Raw genomic sequence first — 18,685 nt, 5'->3', positions numbered from 1 at the left:
GGGCGTCCGGCTCAGAGCTCGTCGCGGACCAGGGCGAGCAGCCGGTCCAGCACCCTCGGACCGCCGGCCCGCAGTCCGTCGTGCTCGAACTCGTCGGTGACCCAGGTGCGGAGCCCCCGGATCGCGGAAGCGGTGCGCAGGGCGTGGGCGGTGTCCACGTACATGTCGTCGTGGTAGACGGCTGCGGCCACCGGCACCTCGTTGGCCGCGAGGCGTCCGGCGTCGTACAGCGGCTCCCAGCCGGTGCGGGCGGCAAGCAGTCCGGCGGTCTCGCGCAGCGGACGCAGAGCCGGGTCGACGTCGAAGTGCCAGGGGTGGATGCTCTCGCCGGTGAACAGCACCGGCCCGTCGCCCCGGAGCGCGGCCTCCGCGTCGAACTGCGGGAACTCCGCGCGCACCCGCTCCGCCGCCCATCCGGTGGGCCGCTCGTCCTGTCCGTAGATGGCCTCGTGCAGCAGCGCGTAGAGCGGGTGGCCGGCGAAGGAGGTGGCGGTGCGCACGGCCTCCTGGAAGGCGTCGGACAGTTCGGTGCCGTGCGGGGTGGTGACGAAGGCGTTCTCCATCAGGTAGTGCAGCTGATAGCTTCCGCTGCCGCCGCCGAGCAGGATGCCGAGGGACTGGAAGGCCTCGGGCGTCAGCCGGTGTCCGGCGCTCTCGGGGCGGTGCTCGGCGAGGTACGCGGTGATGGCGCGGGCGCGCTCGACGTCCTGGGGGTAGCGGGCGTAGTGGGCGGCGACCTTGCGCTCGATCCTCGGGTACGCGGCCCGGTAGACGTCGTCGGCGTGGGCGTCGAGCGAGGGCAGACCGCCGGTGATCAGGACGGTGCTGAGGCCCTCGGGCGCGGCCGAGAGGTAGCGGGCCGCGCAGAACCCGCCGAAGGACTGGCCGAGGACCGTCCACGGGGCACCGCCGGTCAGCTGCGGCCGGATCAGCTCGCAGTCGCGGACGATGCTGTCGGCCCGGAAGTGCGCGAGGTAGTCGGCCTGCTCGCGCGGGCCGCCGCGCAGCGGGAGCGTCTGGCGGCTGGCCGGTGTGGACCGGCCGGTGCCGCGCTGGTCCAGGAGCAGGACGCGGAACTCCCGCACCGCGCGCCCCAGCCATGCCTCCGCGCCACTGAACCGGCGGGCGCCGAAGCCCGGCCCGCCCTCCAGGTACAGCAGCCACGGAAGGTCCTCGGAAACCCGGGAGGAGGACACCACCTGGCGGCCGTACAGCTCGATCTGCTCACCGCCGGGGTCGGCGTGGTCGAGCGGCACGGTGAAGTGCCGGTCGGTGAGGACGAGGCCGGGCTGGCGGTAGCTGTTCACGGGGTGCTCCTGGATCGATGGTTCCCCGACAGTTCAGCACATGCCCCCGGGCGGGGCGGCCCCGGGCCGGTCACCCCGCGTCCGGCCCCCTCCCCGGCGCACCGGAGCGCCCGCCGGACGGGCCCTCCAACGGTGCGGCGCAGCCGCCGGCCAGGGCGAACCTTGACCGGACCGATGGCCAGAGCCTAGGTTTCCCCCGGGGAGAAAGCGCTTGCTATCGAGTGAGTGCCCCCTTCACCGTGGAGGTGTTTGCCACGCCCAGCCAGGCTTCCCCCAGCGGGCCGATCCGGGTCGCGGTCGTCGGCACCGGGGCCATCGCGCGCGTCAGCCATCTGCCGGCGCTCCGCGCGCTGTCGGCCGAATACCCGCTCGAGATCGTCGCGGGGGTCGACGTCGACGCCGCCTCCGCGGAGTCGTTCTGCGCGGAGGCGGCCTCCGGCCGCCCGTACACGGATATGGAGACGATGCTGACGCGGGAGCGCCCCGATCTGGTCACGCTCGGCACCCCGCCGCGTTTCCACCGGGACCAGACCATCGCCGCGCTGCGGGCCGGGGCCTGGGTGTGGTGCGAGAAGCCGCCGTGCCCCTCGCTGGAGGACTTCGACGCCATCGAGGCGGCGGAGGGCGCGGACACCGGCGGCCCATTCGCCGCGATCGTGTTCCAGCACCGGTTCGGATCGGGTTCCGACCATGTGCGGGCGCTGCTCGCGCAGGGGGCGCTCGGCCGGCCGCTGGTCGTGCACTGCCAGACCACCTGGTACCGCGACGCGGCGTACTACGCGGTGCCGTGGCGCGGGCGCTGGGAGACCGAGGGCGGCGGTCCGGCGATGGGCCACGGCATCCACCAGACGGATCTGCTGCTGGACCTGCTCGGCCCGTGGACGGAGATCCGGGCGATGGCCGGGCGGCTGGTCCACGCCATCGAGACGGAGGACGTCTCCACGGCGCTGGTCCGGTTCGAGAACGGCGCGCTCGCCACCGTCGTCAACAGCGTCCTCAGCCCGGACGAGGTCAGCCGGATCCGGATCGACTGCGAGCGGGCCACGGTCGAGCTGACGCATCTGTACGGCCATCGCAACGCGGACTGGCGGATCACCCCGGCCCCCGGGGTCGCTCCCGAGGAAACGGCCCGCTGGCAGGACTTCGGGGCCGATGTGCCCAGCTCGCACGAGGCGCAACTGCGCGGCCTGCTGGCCGATTTCCGGGCCGGACGCCGCCCCCGCAGCAGCGGCGCCGACGGCCGGACCAGCCTGGAGCTGGTGGCGGCGCTGTACAAGGCCGCGTTCACCGGAGCGACCGTACGGGCGGGCGAGATCGGCCCCGGCGACCCGTACTACAGCGCCCTGCACGGCAACGCTCCCGGCTGGGCGCCCGGCACGGCGGGGGCGGAGGCGTGACGTCACTGGAGCTCACGCACCGGCACGGCGACCATCTCGCGGTGGCGTGCGCGGACACCGGGGTGGAACTCCTGCGGTACGTGTACCGGCCCGAGGCGGCCTGGGAGGCGCCGAAACCGTACATCCATCCGCTGCGCACCCTCGCCGGCCATACGGTGACCGGCTACCGCCCCCACGACCACCGCTGGCACAAGGGGCTCCAGATGACCGCCTCGCAGCTGTCGGGGCAGAACCTGTGGGGCGGGAACACCTATGTGCGGGGCGAGGGGTATCTGCCGCTGCCCGAGCGGGTGGGTTCCATGGCGCACCGCGGTTTCGACGAGGTGACGGTGGCGGCCGACCGGGTCACGGTCGCGGAGCGGCTGACCTGGCATCCGCACGACGGCGCGCCGTGGGCGGATGAGACCCGGCGGATCGAGGTGCACGAGGTGCGTCCGGAATCCGGGAGCTGGGCCCTGACCTGGTCGTTCTCGGTCACCAACCGCCGGGACGAGCCGCTGCGGTTCGGCAGTCCGACCACGGAGGGGCGGAGTGCGGCGGGGTACACCGGGCTGTTCTGGCGCGGTCCGCGCTCCTTCCGGGACGGAGTAATCCTGACTCCGGACGGCGAGGGGCCGGGGGTGATGGGCGCGCAGGCGCCGTGGCTGGCGTTCCGGGGTGAGCTCGACGGGGCGGACGGGCACGCGACGCTGGTGTTCGCGCACGCCCCGGAGAACGACCACACGGGGGCGGGCGGGCAGCATCCCGCGCACTGGTTCGTCCGCAACGACCCGTTCGCCGCGGTGGCCCCGTCCTTCGCGTTCCACGACACGCTCGTGCTGGCGCCGGGCGCCACGCTGACCCGGCGCTACCGGGTGGTGGTCGCGGACTCGGCCTGGGACCGGGAGCGGATCGCGAGCGGACTGGCCGCGATCGCCTGGTGAACGGCGGGCCCCGGGGATCACCCCCGGGGCGCTCCGGCGTCCGCGGCCGCGCGGCGCTCCAGGACCGCCAGGGCGCGTTCGCCCCAGCGCAGGTTCTCCTGCTCGAACGCGCGTCCGCGCATCAGCGTCAGATAGGGGCCGACACGGTCCGCCCCCGCGAGATACGTCTCCTCGTCGCGGCCGTCGAGCAGCCGCTCCCGCAGCCGGTCGTAGCGGGCGAGCTTGGCGCGCGACCACTCCATGCGCTCCCCGATCGAGGCGCGGACCGCCTCGGGGTCCCCGCCGTCCAGGGCCTGGGTCATGACCATGAGTTCGTCGCGGATGGCCGTCGGGCGGGGCGCACGGGAGGTGAAGGCGGCCAGATCGCCGCGTCCGGCCCCGGTGAGGGTGAAGACCCGCTTGTTGGGCCTGCGTTCCTGCTCGACGACGCGGGCGCTGATGAGACCGCCCTCGGCGAGCCGGTCCAGTTCGCGGTAGAGCTGCTGCGGGGTCGCCGACCAGAAGTTCGCCACGGAGACGTCGAAGACCTTCGCCAGGTCGTAGCCCGAGGCCTCGCCCTCCAGCAGCGCCGCCAGGACCGCGTACTTCAGAGACATCTGGACAGGCTATCAGCGGCACGATTAATCTCATACGCACCTATTCAATTAGTTGACCAATGGAGCGCAGATGCACCCCTTCCGCAGGGCCGCCGAGGCGGACGATCTCGGGGCGATCGAGGCGATGCTGGCCGAGGACGTGGTCTTCACGAGCCCGGTGGCGTTCAAGCCCTACGCGGGCCGTCCGCTCACGGCGGCCGTCCTGCGCGCGGTCTCCCAGGTCTTCACGGATCTGCGCTATGTGCGCGAGATGGCGAGCGCCGACGGCCGCGACCACGCACTGGAGTTCGTGGCCAGGGTGGGCGACCGCGAGATCAACGGCTGCGACTTCCTCCACATGAACGAGGCGGGCGAGATCGACGCGCTGAAGGTGATGGTGCGCCCGCTGTCGGCCGCGCAGGCGCTCGCGGCGGCCATGGGCGAGCGGTTCGAGCAGATCGGCCGGGAGGCCGCGGCGGGCTGAGCCACCGGCCGGATCCGGCCCGCGGCTTCGCGGGTGCGGTTCCGGGCGGGCCGGGCCGTACCGGCGGTTGCGGGGCCGCGGACCGTGCGGTTGATTCGAAGGGCGGACGTCCGGGCCGCGACCGCCTCCCCGACCGTGGGGGTGACACCCCGTGCTCTTCACCGACCGCGCCGACGCGGGCCGCCGCCTCGCCGAAGCCCTCCGCCCGCTGGCCGCCGAGAACCCCGTCGTCCTGGGGCTGCCGCGCGGCGGCGTTCCCGTGGCCTTCGAGGTCGCCCGGGTGCTGGGCGCCCCCCTCGATGTGATCGTGGTGCGCAAGCTCGGCGTCCCCTCCCGTCCCGAAGTGGCCTTCGGGGCCCTCGGGGAGGGCGGGGTGCGGGTGATCAGCGAGAACATCGTGCGCCGGGCCGGAGTGACGCCCGCCCGGATGGCCGAGGTCGAAAGCGCCGAGGAGGACGAACTGCTGCGCCGCGCACGGGCGTTCCGCGGCGACCGGCCCCGCGTCCCGCTGGCCGGACGTACGGCCGTCGTGGTCGACGACGGCGTGGCGACCGGCGCGACGGCGCTCGCCGCGTGCGACGTGGTGCGCGGCGCGGGCGCCCGGCGCGTGGTGCTGGCCGTGCCGGTGGCCGCCCCGGACGCGGCGCGGCGGCTGCGCGAGGCGGTCGACGAACTGGTCTGCCTGGACGAACCGGCGGGGTTCGCGGCGGTCGGCGAGTGGTACCGCGACTTCGGGCAGACCCCGGACGAGGAGGTCGTGGCGCTCCTGGCACGGGCCGCGGTCCCGGAGTCGCGGGGCACCGGAGCCGGCACCGAGGTCGAGGTGGAGGCCGGCGGCGTCGTGCTCCCCGGTGAGCTGACGCGGGCCGGGGACGGCCATGCGCTCGTCGTGTTCGCCCACGGCTCGGGCAGCAGCCGGCACAGCCCCCGCAACCGGGCCGTGGCCGCGGCGCTGAACCGGGCGGGGCTCGGCACGCTGCTTCTCGACCTGCTGACCGGCGCCGAGGACGGGGACCGGGCCCGTGTCTTCGACATCGGGACCCTGGCCGGGCGGCTGGTGGACACCGTCGCCTGGGTACGGCAGCGCTCCCCGGCCTCCGTCGGCCTCTTCGGGGCGAGCACCGGGGCGGCCGCCGCACTGCGGGCCGCCGCCGAGCCCGGTGCGGGGATCGGCGCCGTCGTCTCGCGGGGCGGCCGTCCCGACCTCGCCGGGCCGGTTCTCGCGGACGTACGGGCCCCGACCCTGCTCGTGGTGGGCGGCGCGGACGGCCAGGTGCTGGACCTGAACCGGCGCGCCCAGGCGGAACTCCGCTGCGAGAACCGGCTGGAGGTCGTCCCCGGGGCCACCCATCTCTTCGAGGAGCCGGGCACCCTGGACCGGGTCGCCGCACTGGCCCGCGACTGGTTCACCACGCACCTGACCACGCCCGGCGGCTGACGCCCGCTCACCCACCCGCACCGACTCCCCCGCGCGGCAGGCGCGTTCGCACCGGACAACGTCCCGGGGCCGGCAGCCACCGCGGCGGCCGGCGCCCAGGACTTCGTTCCGGTGCGAGGCAACCCCTCGCGCGCGTCCCGCGTCTTGATCCACATCAGGGCGGCACCCCGCCCGAACACCTTCGTCCACCCACACCTCAGCGCACGGGGCAGCACCGCATCACACTATGCACTCCACGTATACACAGCATGTATACGTGGAGTGCATAGCCCGCATCGCCCCGTCTCGCACGAAAGGCCTCCATGCAGAGCAGAGCAAGGGCACCCGAGTACCAGGGCGCCCTGACCAGGATGTCCGTGAACGCCTCGCTCACCGATGTGCTGGCCGAGGGGCGACGCCATCTGGCGGAGGCCGAACGCGCCGGATCCGCCCGGGAGGTCGCCCGCGCCGGGCTCGCCGTCGCCGAGGCGCACCGCAGGCTCGGTCAGGTGGACGAGGCCGACCGGGCCTGGAAGGCCAGTTACCGGGCCGCGCGCACGGCGGGCGACACGGGCGCCCGTGCCTGGGCGCTGTGGAGCGGCGGAACCCTCGCCCGGCAGTGCGGACGGCTGCGCCTCGCCTTCCGGCTGCTGGAACTGGCCGCCCGGCTCGGCAAGGAGGGCGGGGACGTCGTCGCGCGCGGCTACTCGCTCGCCGGGCTCGCGGAGACCGGACGCATCCAGGGCGACTACGCGACGGTCGCCGCCCTGCACGAGCAGCTCCTCGCCGAGGCGCGGGCCCGGGGCGAGGCCCGGCACACCGTGTGGGCCCTGGAGGGCATCGCCCAGATCCACCGCAACACCGGCTCCTTCGACACCGCACTGGAGATGTTCGAGGAGGCGGCCCTGCTGGCCGGCGAGGCCGACGACCGGCGCGGCCGCGCCTGGGCGCTGCGGGGCATGGCCGACATCGTCTCCGTGCGGGACGGCGACACCGGGCGGGCGCTCGCCCTGCTGTCCGAGGCCGAGACCGCCTGCCGCGCGATGAACCTGTCGAGCGCCCTGGCCTACAACCACAAGATGCGGGGCAATGTCCTCTACCGCGCCGGGCGGTACGAGGAGGCGCGGGAGGTGTACGCGCGGGCGCTGGAGGAGTTCCGGGAGATGCGGGAGCCGCGCGGGACGGCGCTCGCCCGGCTCGGGCTGGTCAAGACCCTCGCCCGGCTGGGCCGGGACCGGGCCGCGACCGCCGCCGATCTGGACGGGCTGCGCGGCACCCTGGACCGGATCGGGCTCCTCAACGCCCGGGAGATGGTCGACCGGGCCTACGCCGAACTGGATGTCCGGCCGGCCGGGGACACCGCGGTCCCGGCGGAGGACCGCCGATGACGCCCTCCCCGGTCCGCCACAGCGACGCGCCCCGGATCCTCGCCCGCTGCCGCGAGCTGGTCCGGCCCGCCCTCGGCCGGGCGGTGCGGGAAATGCATCCGTGGCACGCGGAGATCACCGCGTACTCCTTCGGCTGGGACGGGAACGGCGGCGGGCAGGGCAAGGGCGTCCGGCAGGCGCTCGCCGTGCTCGGGGCCGAGGCCGTCGGCGCGCCCGCCCGGGAGGCGGTGGCCGGAGCGGTCGCCGTGGAGCTGATCCACACCTTCTCCCTGCTCCACGACGACATCATGGACGGCGACGAGACCCGCCGGCAGCGTGCGACGGCGTGGAAGGCGTACGGGACGGGACCCGCCGTCCTCGCGGGGGACGCCCTGTTCGCGCTGGCCGTGCGCGTCCTGGCCCAGGCACCGGGCAGCGCGGGCCCGGCGGCCGTCCGGCTGCTGGCGGCGGCCCTGGACGACCTGGTGCGCGGCCAGGCCGACGACCTGCTCTTCGAGGGGCGGCCCTGGACCGGGCCCGATGCGGTGCGGCCGCACGAGTACCGGCTGATGGCCGAGCGGAAGACGGGCGCGCTGCTGGGCTGCGCCGCCGGTCTCGGCGCGGTGCTCGGGGGCGCGGGGCGGTCGCGGACCGACGCGCTCACGGCGGCGGGGCGCCATCTCGGGGTGGCGTTCCAGGTCGTGGACGACATGCTCGGGATCTGGGGCGATCCCACGGTCACGGGCAAGCCGGTCCACAGCGATCTGCGCCGGGGCAAGAAGACGTACCCGGTGCTCGTCGCCCTCGCGGACGGCGGCCCCGCCGCCGGGCGGCTCGGCGCGCTGCTGCGCTCCGGGACCGTGCCGGACGACGGGGCGGCCCGGCGGGCGGCCGGGCTGATCGAGGAGGCCGGGGGACGCGAGGCCGCGGGCGCGGAGGCCGCCCGGCAACTGGAGAGCGCCCGCGCCTGTCTGGAGAGTGCCGCGCTCGCCCCGGAACCCCTCGCGGAGCTGCTGGCGCTGCTGGCGTACACCGCCTCCCGGACCGGCTGACCCGGTCCGTGCGGCCCGGACCTGATCAGCGGGACGTGCGGCGCTCCAGACAGCCGCGGACGAAGGCCGCCTGGCCGGCGTGCTGGAGGTCGTCCGACAGCACGCTGACCAGCCGGACGCCGAGGGTGACGGCCGGGGTCCAGGACTCGTCGACGATCCGGTCCAGTGCCCGGCCGTCCAGCCCCCGCAGGAACTCCGAGGTCCGTTCGTGCACGGCGTCGTAGTAGCCGAGGAGCAGGTCCTCCGAAGCCGAGCCGAGGGCGTCGACCTCGTGGCTGTTCTGGCCGTAGCCGGTGGCCTCGGCGGCGAAGGGGAGGCGGAAGCGGGAGACCCAGTCGCCGGTGAACCAGACCTGTTCGGTGCCGGCGGCGTCGGCGATGTGGTCGTCCTGGACCCGGCTCAGATGCCAGACGAGCCAGGCGATCGAATTGGCCCCGTCGTCGAGGCGGGTGTGGAGGTCGTCGGGGCCGAGGCCCTCGACGGCCGCGTGGACGGTCTCCCGGATGCGGCTGTATCCCTCGGCGAGGAGGTCTGCGACATTCATTCCCTCACCCTGGCCGCTTGCGGCTCCGGGTCGGGCCACCGACACGCGCCGGACGGCGCCGGCGGGGAAAGGGCCCCGCCGGCGCGGTCGTTCAGCTGTAGATCCCGAACTGCCAGAGGGAGTAGCCCCAGGCGGTGCCGCGCTGCGTGAGGTTGAGCTTCACGTAGCGGGCGGTCTGTGCGATGTCGAGGTCGTCGGCGTCGCCGTTGCCGCTCGTCGTGGTGTACACCGAGCGCCAGTTGGCACCGTCGTCGGAGACCAGCACCTCGTACGCCTTGGCGTAGGCCGGGTCCCAGACGAGCTGGATGTGGCGGAAGGACTTCCGCTCACCGAGGTCGACCTGGATCCACTGCGGGTCGCTCCAGTCGCTCGCCCAGCGGGTGTCGAGCCGGCCGTCGGTGGCCATCGCCGCGGTGCAGGGGCAGCCGCTGCTGCCGGCCTGTTCGGAGCCGGCGGTGGTGGGACGGCCCTGCGCCAGGTCGGTGCCCGTGACGGGCGGGACCACGACCTTGACGGACTTGGTCTCGATGCCCGCGTTGCCGTGGCCGTCCTCGGCCTGGATGTAGACCTTCCACACCCCGAGCCGCTCGGGCGCGGTCACCGCGAACGTGCCGTTGCCCGTGGACCGCCAGGCGGCCTCCACGAGGCCCTTGTCGCCGGTGGCGTAGTTGCCGCTGAGATAGATCTTGTACGTCAGCGCGTCGTTGTCGGGATCGCGGATGTCCGCACCGACGGTGAACTCCCTTCCTGCGGGGGTGCCTCCGGCGTTCTGGACGGTCATGCCGGTGATGACCGGCGGGGTGTTGTCCCCGGCGGTGGAGCCGCTGTACGCCTTCTTCAGCGCGTAGTAGGAGAGCCGCTTCTTCCCGTCCGGCACGAGGTTGAACCAGACGCCGCCGAAGTCGTGCTCGGTGCCGTAGTGGAAGAGGGTGGCGCCGAGCGCGACGCCCCGGTGGGCCGTGACGCAGTCCCAGGCCTTGGTGTACCCCTCGGCCTTCTGTACGTCGGTGGGCTCGTCCGGGACCCCGTTGGCGTCGTCGGGGACCTCCCACTCACCGGCGGGCCCGCCCTCGGTGATCAGATACGGCTTGGTGTAGCCGCCGGCCTCCCAGGTGCCGCGCACCGCGCAGATGTCGCCGTAGGAGTTGACGGAGTAGAGGTCGAGGTCGGGGGCGTTGCGCTTGTAGTACGGCCAGGCGCCCGTCCAGGCGTCGGTCGAGGTGACGGGGTGGTCGGGGTCGATGCTGTGGATCCGCTTCGCCACGTCGTTGACGAAGGTGGTGTACGCGTCGCGCTGCTTCTCCAGCGCGTCGCCGCTGTAGCAGTTCTGCAGTCCGAGCACCGACTCGTTGCCGACGTTCCACATCAACACGCCGGGGTGGCTCTTGTACGTCTCGACCCACTTGGCGAACTCGGTGAGCGAGGAGGACTTGTACGCCGCGTCCGTCACGTAGTCGACGCAGCCGCCGCTGCCCGGCCCGCCGCCCGGCTGGAGCCAGAAGCCGCTGACCACCCGGATGCCGTTGGCCGCCGCCGCGTCGAGCAGCGGCTTGGAGGTGCCGTCGGTGCCCCAGGTACGGATGGTGTTGACGCCCATCGACCTCAGATCGGGCAGATAGCGCGCCGCGTCGTTGACGGACGGGCCCCAGGTCAACCCCTTGACCTGGTACCGCTTTCCGTCGACGGTCAGCTGCCAGTTGCCCTGCGAACCGGTGACGCGGACGGCTCCGCCGGTCGCCGGGGGCGTGGAGCCGGAGGTGCCGTACACCTGGAACTCCCAGAGGGAGTAGCCGTATCCGCCGGGGCGGGCGGTGCCGTACATCCGGACGTACCGGCCGGAGCCGGTGACGGCCAGATCGTCGGTTCCGCCGTCGCCGTCGGTGACGGTCTTCAGGGTGCGCCAGTCGGAGCCGTTGTCGGAGGCCTGGATCTCGTACGCCTTGCCGTAGGCCGACTCCCAGTTCAGCACCACCCGGCCGAGGTCGGCGGTGGCGCCCAGATCCACCTGGATCCACTGCGGATCGCTCCACTCGCTGGCCCAGCGGGTGCCGGGGTCGCCGTCCACCGCGGCCGCTGCGGTGAGTCCGGCGCCCTCGTGGGACGAGTCGGTGGCGGGCCTGCCCTGGGAGAGCAGGGTCTCGGCGGCGCGGGCGGGGGGTGACGTCAGCATCACGAGCGACGACGCCAGAAGGGCGAGAAGGGTGATGAGCAGCGTGCCCGGACGTGGTCGCGCGGGCAGCACTGCGCTGGCTCTGTGCACATTCTCTCCTGGCAGAGGAGTGGGGGACCGGTGTCCCGAACCGGATGGGAGAGCGCTCTCCCAGGAGAGTGACGGGTACCCGTTCACCTGTCAACGATCGTGACGGTTCCGGTTCCCGCCGGCCCCGGGAGCCCCGCATACCGGACGGAGCACGCCGCCCGGCGGTGCGAAACAGCCCGGACCGGCTCCCCCGGAGCTGCGGACCGGACGACTTCGGGGCGACCATGGAGGGCGGCGGACGTGTGTCCGGGCGGCGGGGCGGCGGATGGGAAGGATCGGGCCGTGGGCGGCACAGAGGACATCCGGACGGGCTGGGGCACGGCGCGCCGCGAGGGCCTGCGCCGCTCCCCCGACGACGGTCTGATGGATGTGCTCGGGGTGGCGGCACTGGCCCTGGACCCGCAGGGCCGCATCGTGCTCTGGAGCCCGCGCGCGGAGCAGTTGTTCGGCTACACGGCGAAGGAGGCACTGGGCCGCTACGCCGCCCGGATCCTGGTGGACGAGTCCCACTTCGAGCTGGTGCTGACGCTGTTCTCGCAGGTGATGAACAGCGGCGAGGTGTGGGCGGGGGTCTTCCCCGTCCGGCACAAGGACGGCTCCTCGCGGCTGCTGGAGTTCCGCAACATGCGGCTGCAGAACGACCGCGGCGGCTACTACGCGCTCGGGCTGGCCGCCGACGGGGACACCCTCCAGCAGATCGAGCGCGATCTCGCGCTCTTCGTCCGGCTGGTCGAGCAGTCGCCGATCGGCTTGGCCGTCCTCGGCCGCGATCTGCGGTGTCTGGCCGCCAATCCGGCGCTGGAGCGGATGAGCGGGCTCGACGCGACCGCGCTGCTGGGCCGCCGGGTGGAGGAGACCCTGCCGTTCCTGGATCCCGAAGCCGTGGAGTCCGCGCTCCGGCAGGTCCTGACGACGGGGGTGCCGCAGGTCGCCCGCGAGGTGACGGGCCGGACCGTGGCCGATCCGGAAACCGAACGGGCCTGGTCGGTGTCGTTGTACCGGCTGGAGGACTCCGGCGGGCGGGTGCTCGGCGTGGCCGTCTCGGTGATCGACGTGACCGACCGCAACCGGGCCGCCGCCGAGGCCGAACGGGCCCGGCGCAGGCTGGCGCTGATCGCCGACGCCTCGGTGCGCATCGGGACGACGCTGGAGCTGGAGCGCACGGCCAGGGAACTGGCGCAGGTCACCGTCCCCGTTCTCGCCGACCTCGCCGCGGTCGACGTCCTGGAGCGCGTGCTGCGGGGCCGCCCCGGGGAGCCGGACGGCCCCCTCTTCGTCCGCCCGCTGGCCGTGCTCTCCGCCCGCCCCACCCCGGCCGTGCACGCGGCGGACGCGCTCGGCGTCACCGTCCGCTACGCCGAGGACCGGCTCGCCACCCGGTGCGTCCGCACCGGGCGGCCCGTGCGGGAGCCGCGCCTCGACGCCGCGCTGCTCTCCCGGATCGCCTCCGACGAGCACTCGGCCCGGGTCCTCGCGGAGGCGGGCGCGCACTCCTACCTGGCCGTTCCGCTGATCGCCCGGGGTGAGGTGCTGGGCGTGATCGACTTCCTCCGGACGGACAATCCGCTGCCGTTCACCGAGGACGACGAGGTGCTGGCCACGGAACTGGCGGCGCGGGCGGCCATCGGCATCGACAACGCGCGTCTGTACCGCAGGCAGCAGGAGACCGCGCTGACCCTCCAGCGCAGCATGCTGCCGCGGCACCATCACGATCCGGTCGGCATGGAGGTCGCCTCCCGCTACCAGCCCGCCGCCTCGCGGTACGAGGTGGGCGGGGACTGGTTCGACGTCATCGGGCTGCGGGACGACCGGACGGCCCTGGTGGTGGGAGATGTGATGGGCAGCGGGATCCACGCCGCGACCACGATGGGCCGGCTGCGCACCGCCACGCAGACGCTGTCCCGGCTGAGCCTGCCGCCCGCGGAGGTGCTGGGTCATCTGGACGAGATCACGGCGGACCTGGACCCGGGCTTCGCCACCTGTGTCTACGCCGTGTACGACCCGGGGACGCACGTCTGCCGGCTGGGCACGGCCGGGCATCTCCCACCGGTGCTGATCCCTCGCGGTGCCCCGCCGCGGCTGCTGACGCTGCCGGCCGGGGCACCGCTGGGCGTGGGCGGGGTGGAGTTCAGCGATGTGACGGTGGCGCTGGGCCCGGGTGACCGGCTGGTGCTGTACACGGACGGTCTCGTCGAGACCCGCGACGACGACATCGACAGCCGGCTGGCGACGCTGCTGGATCTGCTGGGCCACCCCGATCCCTCGCTGGAGGTCTCCTGCGACCGTCTGCTGGCGGCCCTGCGCGATCCGGTGGGCTCCGACGACGTGGCGCTGCTGATGGCGCGCGTACGGGAGTGAGGTGCCCCGGCCGGGGCACCGGTGCGGCGTCAGTGGTGCCGGCAGCCGCGGTGCCGGTGGCAGTGACGGGCCGCCGGCCGGCGCGAGCCCGCGCCGAGGAAGCCGAGACCGATGCCGAACATCCAGGAGTCCTTGGCCAGTGCGGTACCCGCCTGGGTGGGGCGCAGGCTGCCCTTCTCGCGCATTCCGGGAACCCGCAGGTACAGCCCGAGCAGACCGCCGGAGAACCCGGTCAGGGCGAGGCCGGCGAGCCGGGTCGGCACGAACGGCAGGAGCAGGCTGCCGCCGACAGCGATCTCGGACCAGGCGAGCAGCCGGGTGAAGCGTTCCGCCTCGATCTTCTCCAGGAACGGGTAGGCCGTGCAGGCCATTCCGTGGAGTCCCTGGGCGGTTTCCGCGTCGGCCTTGAGCTTGCCGAGGCCGGAGTTGACGATGAACGCCCCGGTGGCGATGCGCGGCGGGATGTCGCGGGCTTCGGGCAACGGCATGGGGTGCCTCCCTGGTTCCGGTCGTCGGCCCCCGGTCGCGAGCATAGTCAGCGGGGCCCGGGGGCGCGCGAGGAGCGCGGCCGGTGCGGGGGCCGCGCGGGGTGGTTCCCCCGCCGGAGGGCCCTTCCCGGGCCGCGCGTGATCACCGTGCCGCCCGTCGGCGATACTGGCGGTGGCGGGTACGGAGAGGCGGCACGGTGGTCCAACAACAAAAGGAATACGACGTCTTGGTGGTCGGCGGCAGCGGGGTGGACACGATCGTCCGCGTCGACGCCCTGCCGGTCCCGCTCGCCGATTCGGTGATGGTCGGCCCGATCGAGGAGTGGCCCGGCCACACCGGCGGAAATGTGGCGCTCGGTGCCCGCGCGCTGGGGCTGGGGACGGCTCTGCTCGACTGCATCGGCGACGACTGGACCGGGGCGCAGGTGCGGGAGCGGCTGGCCGGGGGCGGGGTGGAGTTCCATCCGCTGATCTCGGCGGCCGGGACCCGGCGTGCGGTGAATCTGGTGGACGCGACGGGGCGGCGGATGTCGTTCTACGACGCCCGTGACCCGGAGGATCTGCGGATGCCCCGGGAGTTCTATCTCCCCCGGCTGCGGCGGGCCCGTCACGTCCATCTGTCGATCATGCACTTCACGCGGTTCCTGTACGACGACATCGAGGCGCTGGGGATCCCGGTCTCCACGGATCTGCACGACTGGGACGGACGGGCCGAGCACCAGCGGGAGTTCGCGCTCCGCTCGGACCTGGTGTTCTTCAGTGCGGCGGCGACGGGCACGCGCACACCGACGGTGATGCGGGAGATCCTGGCCGGGGGCCGGGCCTCCACGGTCGTGGCCACGGCGGGCGCGGAGGGCTCCTACGTCCTCACCCGGGACGGCGGACCCGATCCGGTGCACGTGTCGGCGACGGCGCCGCCGGCGCCGGTGGTGGACAGCAACGGAGCGGGTGACGCCTTCGTCACCGGTTTCCTGTACGGGCGGCTGAACGGCCGGGACGCCCTGGGGTCGGCGCGGCTGGGCGCGGTGGCGGGAGCCTTCGCGTGCACGGCGCCCGGGTCCACCGCGATGATCGGCCGGGAGGCGCTGCTGGCGGCGGAGGCCGGGGCGTAACCGCTCCGGTCGCGCGCGAGCGCCCCGGCGGGCCGGAGAGATCCGGTCCGCCGGGGCGCTCGGCCGTGGGGGGCGGTTACTTGAGGTAGGGGCCCGCCGTCCCGATCTTCCCGGGACCGTTCAGCACGTAGACGCGCAGGTTGCCCTTGCCGGGGGCGGCGACGGTCAGTTTTCCGTCGGTGACGACCTGGGTGTCACCGGTGACCGCGTCCTTGTAGGTGCCGTTGGGGATGCCGGTGTACGAGGCGCCTCCGGTGACGGTGACGAGCGCGAAGCTGTCGGTCGTCCCGCTGGTGTAGCGGCGCTTGAACGCCATCTGGCCGGTGATGCCCTCGGTGGAGTACTGGCCCATCTGGAGGGCGGGGACGGCCCGGCGGATCTCGTTGAGCCGCTGGACGTGCTTGACCAGGGGCTTGGCCAGGGTCGTGGCGACCTCTCCGGTGGCGGAGCCGACCTCGGAGAAGTCGGAGGCCGTGACGTCGCCCGCCAGGTGGTCGCCGTAGTAGGCGCGGCCGGTGGTGGCCAGCGGGCAGGTGGGGCCGCAGTCGATCTTCTTGCCGGCCTGGAACTCGATCTCCGATCCGTAGTAGAGGGTCGGGATGCCGCGGAAGGTCCACATCAGGGACATGTTCTCGGCCCAGGCGTCGGTGCCGCCCGCGTAGCGTTCGCTGCTCTTGTTGGGGCCGTAGTCGTGGCTGTCGACGTAGACGACGTTGTAGGTGGCGTCGTTGGTGGAGTCGTCGGAGTCCTTGCCGTTGTTGTACGCGTTCGTGGCGTCGCCGAAGTTCATGTGCATGCGCATGTCGATGATGTTCATGCCGGAGAACTGGCTGTGGTCGGGGGTGTGGTAGGCGTTCCCGTCGAGGAAGGCGTTGGTGGACGTGGGCTGGGCGCCGGTCCCGAGCTGCTCCTCGTAGTCGTACATCTGGAGGGCGGCCTTGGCGTCGTCGGCGTCGTACTCCTTGCGTTCCTTCCAGGTGAAGAACTGCGCGGAGTGGTTGACCGAGCCGCGGTTCCACTTGTCGTTGACGAAGGCGCCGACCTCACCGAAGACGAGGAAGTTCCTGGCCGCGTCGGCGCCGAACTGCTGGGTCACGCGCTCCTGGATGGCGGGCAGGAAGCGGCGGTTCCAGGTGGTGCGCGGGATGTGCACGGCCGTGTCGACGCGGAAGCCGTCGACGCCCATGTCGATGTACTTGTTGTAGGCGCCGATCAGGTAGTTCTGGACGGGCGCGGACTCGGTGTTGAAGTCGGCCAGGTCCTCGTGGAGCCAGCAGGAACGGGAGTCCTCGCCCTCCCAGTTGCCGAGCCAGCAGGTGTGGTAGTAGGCCTTGGGGAACATGCCCGAGGTGGGGTTGGGCCACTGGCAGTTGTAGATGGTGTAGCCCTCGGCGGACTTGCCGCCGGTCGGCTTGCCCCAGTTGAGGCAGGTGTTCCCGGCGGGTTCGGCCGTGGACCACAGGTCGCCGTTGTAGTAGGACTTGCCGGTCTTGGGGTCGACGGTCAGTCCGTCGTACTCGAAGCCCTCGTTCTTCTCGTCGTAGTACCAGCTCCACTGCGCGTCGCGGACGCCGTAGACGGTCGGGGTGTAGAGGCCCTTGGCGCCCCAGCGCGAGGAGTGGTTGTAGACGACGTCCTGGTAGATCTTGATGCCCTTGGCGTGGGCGGCGTTGATGAGGTCCTGGTACGAGGCCCCGGCGGACTCCAGGCGGGGATCGACCTTGTAGAAGTCGTATCCGTGGTAGCCGTGGTAGTCGTAGTCGGAGCGGTTGAGGACGACCGGGGTGATCCAGATGGCCGAGAAGCCGAGCGCCTTGACGTAGTCGAGCTTCTTGACGAGCCCCTTGAAGTCACCGCGGAACATGGGGTCGTTGTTGGCCGCGTTGCCGGACTTCACGTCCTGGCTGCCGCCGCGGTTGTTGGCGGGGTCGCCGTCGTTGAAGCGGGCCGTCAGGACGAAGTAGATCGGGTCCTTGCGCGGGTCGCCCCCGAGCGGCTTGCCCTGGGCCGCGGCCGGGGGCTTCTCCCCCGTGGTCGCCGAGGCGGGGGCGGAGGCGGCGGAGGTGTTGCCGGCCGCGTCGACCGCCTTGACGGTGTAGGTATAGGCGGTGTTCTCCTCCAGGTTCGACTCGGAGAGCACGGTGGAGGTGACGTCGGTGACGACGCTGCCCTTCGTCCCGCCGGTCCGGGTGACCTGGTATCCGGTCACCTTCTTGTTGTCCGTGGAGGGTTCCCAGGTCAGCACGACCGCGACGCCGTCGGCCTTGGCGCTCACGGCGGTGGGTGCGGTGGGCGCCTCGGTGTCCGGCGGCTCGGCGACGCAGGGGTCGGCGGCGTCCTTGACGACCGTACGGTCCTTCACCGTGCTCCGACCGGCGGGGATGGTGTAGTCGCCGCCGTTGTTGTTGTCCCAGACGCCGTTGCCGTTGTTGAAGGCGGCCTTCATGGAGGTGGCGGCGCCGAGGTCGACGGTCTTCCTGACCCAGCCCGTGCAGGCTGGCTCCATGCCGACGCCGGGCACGGCGGTCCAGGAGCCGCCGGCCGGCTGGTAGTGGAGGTTCGTGGTGGTCCAGCCGGTGGTGGCCGTCGAGTAGTACACCGAGGCGGTGTTGCCGCCTTCGGAGGGGCTGGGGCTCGGGTCGGGCCCGGTGCCGTCCGCGCACGGGTCGCTGTGGGCCACGACGCCGTCCTTGACGGTGAGGGTGCCGGTGCCCAGCGCGTAGTTCTTGCCGTTGTTGTTGTCCCAGACGCCCGAGCCGTTGTTGAAGGTCGCCTGGAGCCCTTCGGCGGCGCCCAGCGGCACGGTCAGCTTCACCCAGTCGGTGCAGGCGGCCCCCATCGCGGCACCGGGGACCGTGGTCCAGGAGCCGCCGTCGGGGGCGTAATGCAGGTTGTACGCGGACCAGTTGCGGGTCTTCGTGTAGTAGAAGACGGTCGCGGAGTTCTCGGTGGCGGCGACGGGCTTCGCGTCGAGTTCGGCCGGTTCGGGCAGGGCGGTGAACAGGGCGAGTACCGCCGCCGCGGCCGTGGCTGCCGCCAGGGGGCGTCTCGGCAGCCTGTGAGGGGTGCGTCTCATCGGTGTCTCCAGGGCAGGGCCACGGATACGGCTGAGCCGTGGCGTCCGGGGCGCGGGAATCGGGGAACCGCGCCTCCCGCCGGAAACCCTGACGCGCCTCAAGGTCCGTGCGAAGGGGGCCATTCCGACTGGAAGACCAACCGGAATGTTGCTGCAATCTCTTGCAGCAGGGAAGTTACCGGCACATGACAAGGCCGTAAAGAGGTGCGGAGCCCTCCGCCGCCGCCTCCTCAAGCGGAATCAACAGCTCCGGCTCCTCGCCCGGCCGGCCGGGCGAACGCGCGGTCGGCGGATTCCCGCCGCCGGGCCGCCGCCCCGCCCGGGG

14 protein-coding genes are annotated in these 18,685 nt (G+C 72.9%); 8 read left to right on the top strand and 6 right to left on the bottom strand.

Annotated features, from left to right (window positions below; genetic code table 11):
• Positions 1-11: 11 nt before the first annotated feature.
• Positions 12-1,307 carry an alpha/beta fold hydrolase gene (locus tag ACFVDM_RS10865; RefSeq protein WP_383636077.1) on the bottom strand — a complete coding sequence of 432 codons (1,296 nt, stop codon included), beginning with the start codon at positions 1,305-1,307 and terminating at the stop codon, positions 12-14.
• A gap of 245 nt (positions 1,308-1,552) precedes the next feature.
• Between ACFVDM_RS10865 and ACFVDM_RS10860 the strand changes: the two genes are divergently transcribed.
• Positions 1,553-2,704, top strand: coding sequence for a Gfo/Idh/MocA family protein (locus ACFVDM_RS10860; RefSeq protein WP_383636769.1), 1,152 nt, complete (start codon positions 1,553-1,555; stop codon positions 2,702-2,704).
• Entirely contained in the window at positions 2,701-3,627 is a 927-nt protein-coding gene (locus tag ACFVDM_RS10855) for a PmoA family protein (RefSeq protein WP_383636074.1), read from the top strand. The genes ACFVDM_RS10860 and ACFVDM_RS10855 overlap by 4 nt, the downstream gene beginning before the upstream one ends.
• Positions 3,628-3,644: 17 nt before the next feature.
• Here ACFVDM_RS10855 and ACFVDM_RS10850 read toward each other — a convergent pair whose 3' ends face one another.
• Complete coding sequence (locus ACFVDM_RS10850) at positions 3,645-4,223, bottom strand: PadR family transcriptional regulator (protein ID WP_383636071.1); 579 nt, start codon at positions 4,221-4,223, stop codon at positions 3,645-3,647.
• Positions 4,224-4,293: 70 nt separating this feature from the next.
• Here ACFVDM_RS10850 and ACFVDM_RS10845 point away from each other — a divergent pair, with 70 nt between their 5' ends.
• The 4 genes from ACFVDM_RS10845 (at position 4,294) to ACFVDM_RS10830 (ending at position 8,522) form a co-directional block, all read left to right on the top strand.
• Positions 4,294-4,686, top strand: coding sequence for a nuclear transport factor 2 family protein (locus tag ACFVDM_RS10845; protein WP_383636068.1), 393 nt, complete (start codon positions 4,294-4,296; stop codon positions 4,684-4,686).
• 151 nt (positions 4,687-4,837) lie between these two features.
• Positions 4,838-6,124: a phosphoribosyltransferase family protein gene (locus ACFVDM_RS10840; RefSeq protein WP_383636065.1), complete on the top strand. Its 1,287-nt coding sequence runs from the start codon at positions 4,838-4,840 to the stop codon at positions 6,122-6,124.
• Between the two features lie 302 nt (positions 6,125-6,426).
• Positions 6,427-7,491, top strand: a complete 1,065-nt coding sequence (locus ACFVDM_RS10835; RefSeq protein WP_383636062.1) for a tetratricopeptide repeat protein — start codon at positions 6,427-6,429, stop codon at positions 7,489-7,491.
• Positions 7,488-8,522 carry a polyprenyl synthetase family protein gene (locus ACFVDM_RS10830; protein ID WP_383636058.1) on the top strand — a complete coding sequence of 345 codons (1,035 nt, stop codon included), beginning with the start codon at positions 7,488-7,490 and terminating at the stop codon, positions 8,520-8,522. The genes ACFVDM_RS10835 and ACFVDM_RS10830 overlap by 4 nt, the downstream gene beginning before the upstream one ends.
• 25 nt (positions 8,523-8,547) lie before the next feature.
• Here the strand turns inward: ACFVDM_RS10830 and ACFVDM_RS10825 are convergent, their stop codons facing one another.
• Positions 8,548-9,066 (bottom strand): DUF664 domain-containing protein, encoded by a 519-nt coding sequence (locus tag ACFVDM_RS10825; RefSeq protein WP_383636055.1) that lies wholly within the window; start codon positions 9,064-9,066, stop codon positions 8,548-8,550.
• A gap of 91 nt (positions 9,067-9,157) precedes the next feature.
• The gene (locus ACFVDM_RS10820) at positions 9,158-11,326 is read right to left on the bottom strand and encodes a discoidin domain-containing protein (protein ID WP_383636052.1); all 2,169 of its coding nucleotides are present in this window, start codon (positions 11,324-11,326) and stop codon (positions 9,158-9,160) included.
• Positions 11,327-11,608: 282 nt separating this feature from the next.
• Here ACFVDM_RS10820 and ACFVDM_RS10815 point away from each other — a divergent pair, with 282 nt between their 5' ends.
• Entirely contained in the window at positions 11,609-13,684 is a 2,076-nt protein-coding gene (locus ACFVDM_RS10815) for a SpoIIE family protein phosphatase (protein WP_383636049.1), read from the top strand.
• Positions 13,685-13,713: 29 nt separating this feature from the next.
• On the opposite strand, the gene ACFVDM_RS10810 is transcribed toward ACFVDM_RS10815, so the two are convergent.
• Positions 13,714-14,172, bottom strand: a complete 459-nt coding sequence (locus tag ACFVDM_RS10810) for a hypothetical protein (RefSeq protein ID WP_383636046.1) — start codon at positions 14,170-14,172, stop codon at positions 13,714-13,716.
• A 227-nt stretch (positions 14,173-14,399) separates the two neighbouring features.
• Here ACFVDM_RS10810 and ACFVDM_RS10805 point away from each other — a divergent pair, with 227 nt between their 5' ends.
• Positions 14,400-15,284 carry a carbohydrate kinase family protein gene (locus ACFVDM_RS10805; RefSeq protein ID WP_383636043.1) on the top strand — a complete coding sequence of 295 codons (885 nt, stop codon included), beginning with the start codon at positions 14,400-14,402 and terminating at the stop codon, positions 15,282-15,284.
• A gap of 76 nt (positions 15,285-15,360) precedes the next feature.
• Here ACFVDM_RS10805 and ACFVDM_RS10800 read toward each other — a convergent pair whose 3' ends face one another.
• On the bottom strand, positions 15,361-18,360 hold the full coding sequence (locus ACFVDM_RS10800) for a carbohydrate binding domain-containing protein (protein WP_383636040.1): 3,000 nt from the start codon (positions 18,358-18,360) through the stop codon (positions 15,361-15,363).
• Positions 18,361-18,685: the final 325 nt, after the last annotated feature.

Origin of the sequence: Streptomyces sp. NPDC057682 (genome assembly GCF_042799575.1) — a bacterium.
In the GTDB taxonomy this organism is placed as follows: domain Bacteria; phylum Actinomycetota; class Actinomycetes; order Streptomycetales; family Streptomycetaceae; genus Streptomyces.
The sequence above is the reverse complement of the archived record's forward strand: the minus strand, read 5'-3'. Positions and strand labels throughout refer to the sequence as shown.

Excerpts from the sequence above, each read along its gene's own strand:
- ACFVDM_RS10800 (WP_383636040.1), bottom strand. The coding sequence starts at position 18,360 with ATGAGACGCACCCCTCACAGGCTGCCGAGACGCCCCCTGGCGGCAGCC.
- ACFVDM_RS10810 (WP_383636046.1), bottom strand. The coding sequence starts at position 14,172 with ATGCCGTTGCCCGAAGCCCGCGACATCCCGCCGCGCATCGCCACCGGG.
- ACFVDM_RS10835 (WP_383636062.1), top strand. The coding sequence starts at position 6,427 with ATGCAGAGCAGAGCAAGGGCACCCGAGTACCAGGGCGCCCTGACCAGG.
- ACFVDM_RS10830 (WP_383636058.1), top strand. The coding sequence starts at position 7,488 with ATGACGCCCTCCCCGGTCCGCCACAGCGACGCGCCCCGGATCCTCGCC.
- ACFVDM_RS10850 (WP_383636071.1), bottom strand. The coding sequence starts at position 4,223 with ATGTCTCTGAAGTACGCGGTCCTGGCGGCGCTGCTGGAGGGCGAGGCC.
- ACFVDM_RS10845 (WP_383636068.1), top strand. The coding sequence starts at position 4,294 with ATGCACCCCTTCCGCAGGGCCGCCGAGGCGGACGATCTCGGGGCGATC.
- ACFVDM_RS10825 (WP_383636055.1), bottom strand. The coding sequence starts at position 9,066 with ATGAATGTCGCAGACCTCCTCGCCGAGGGATACAGCCGCATCCGGGAG.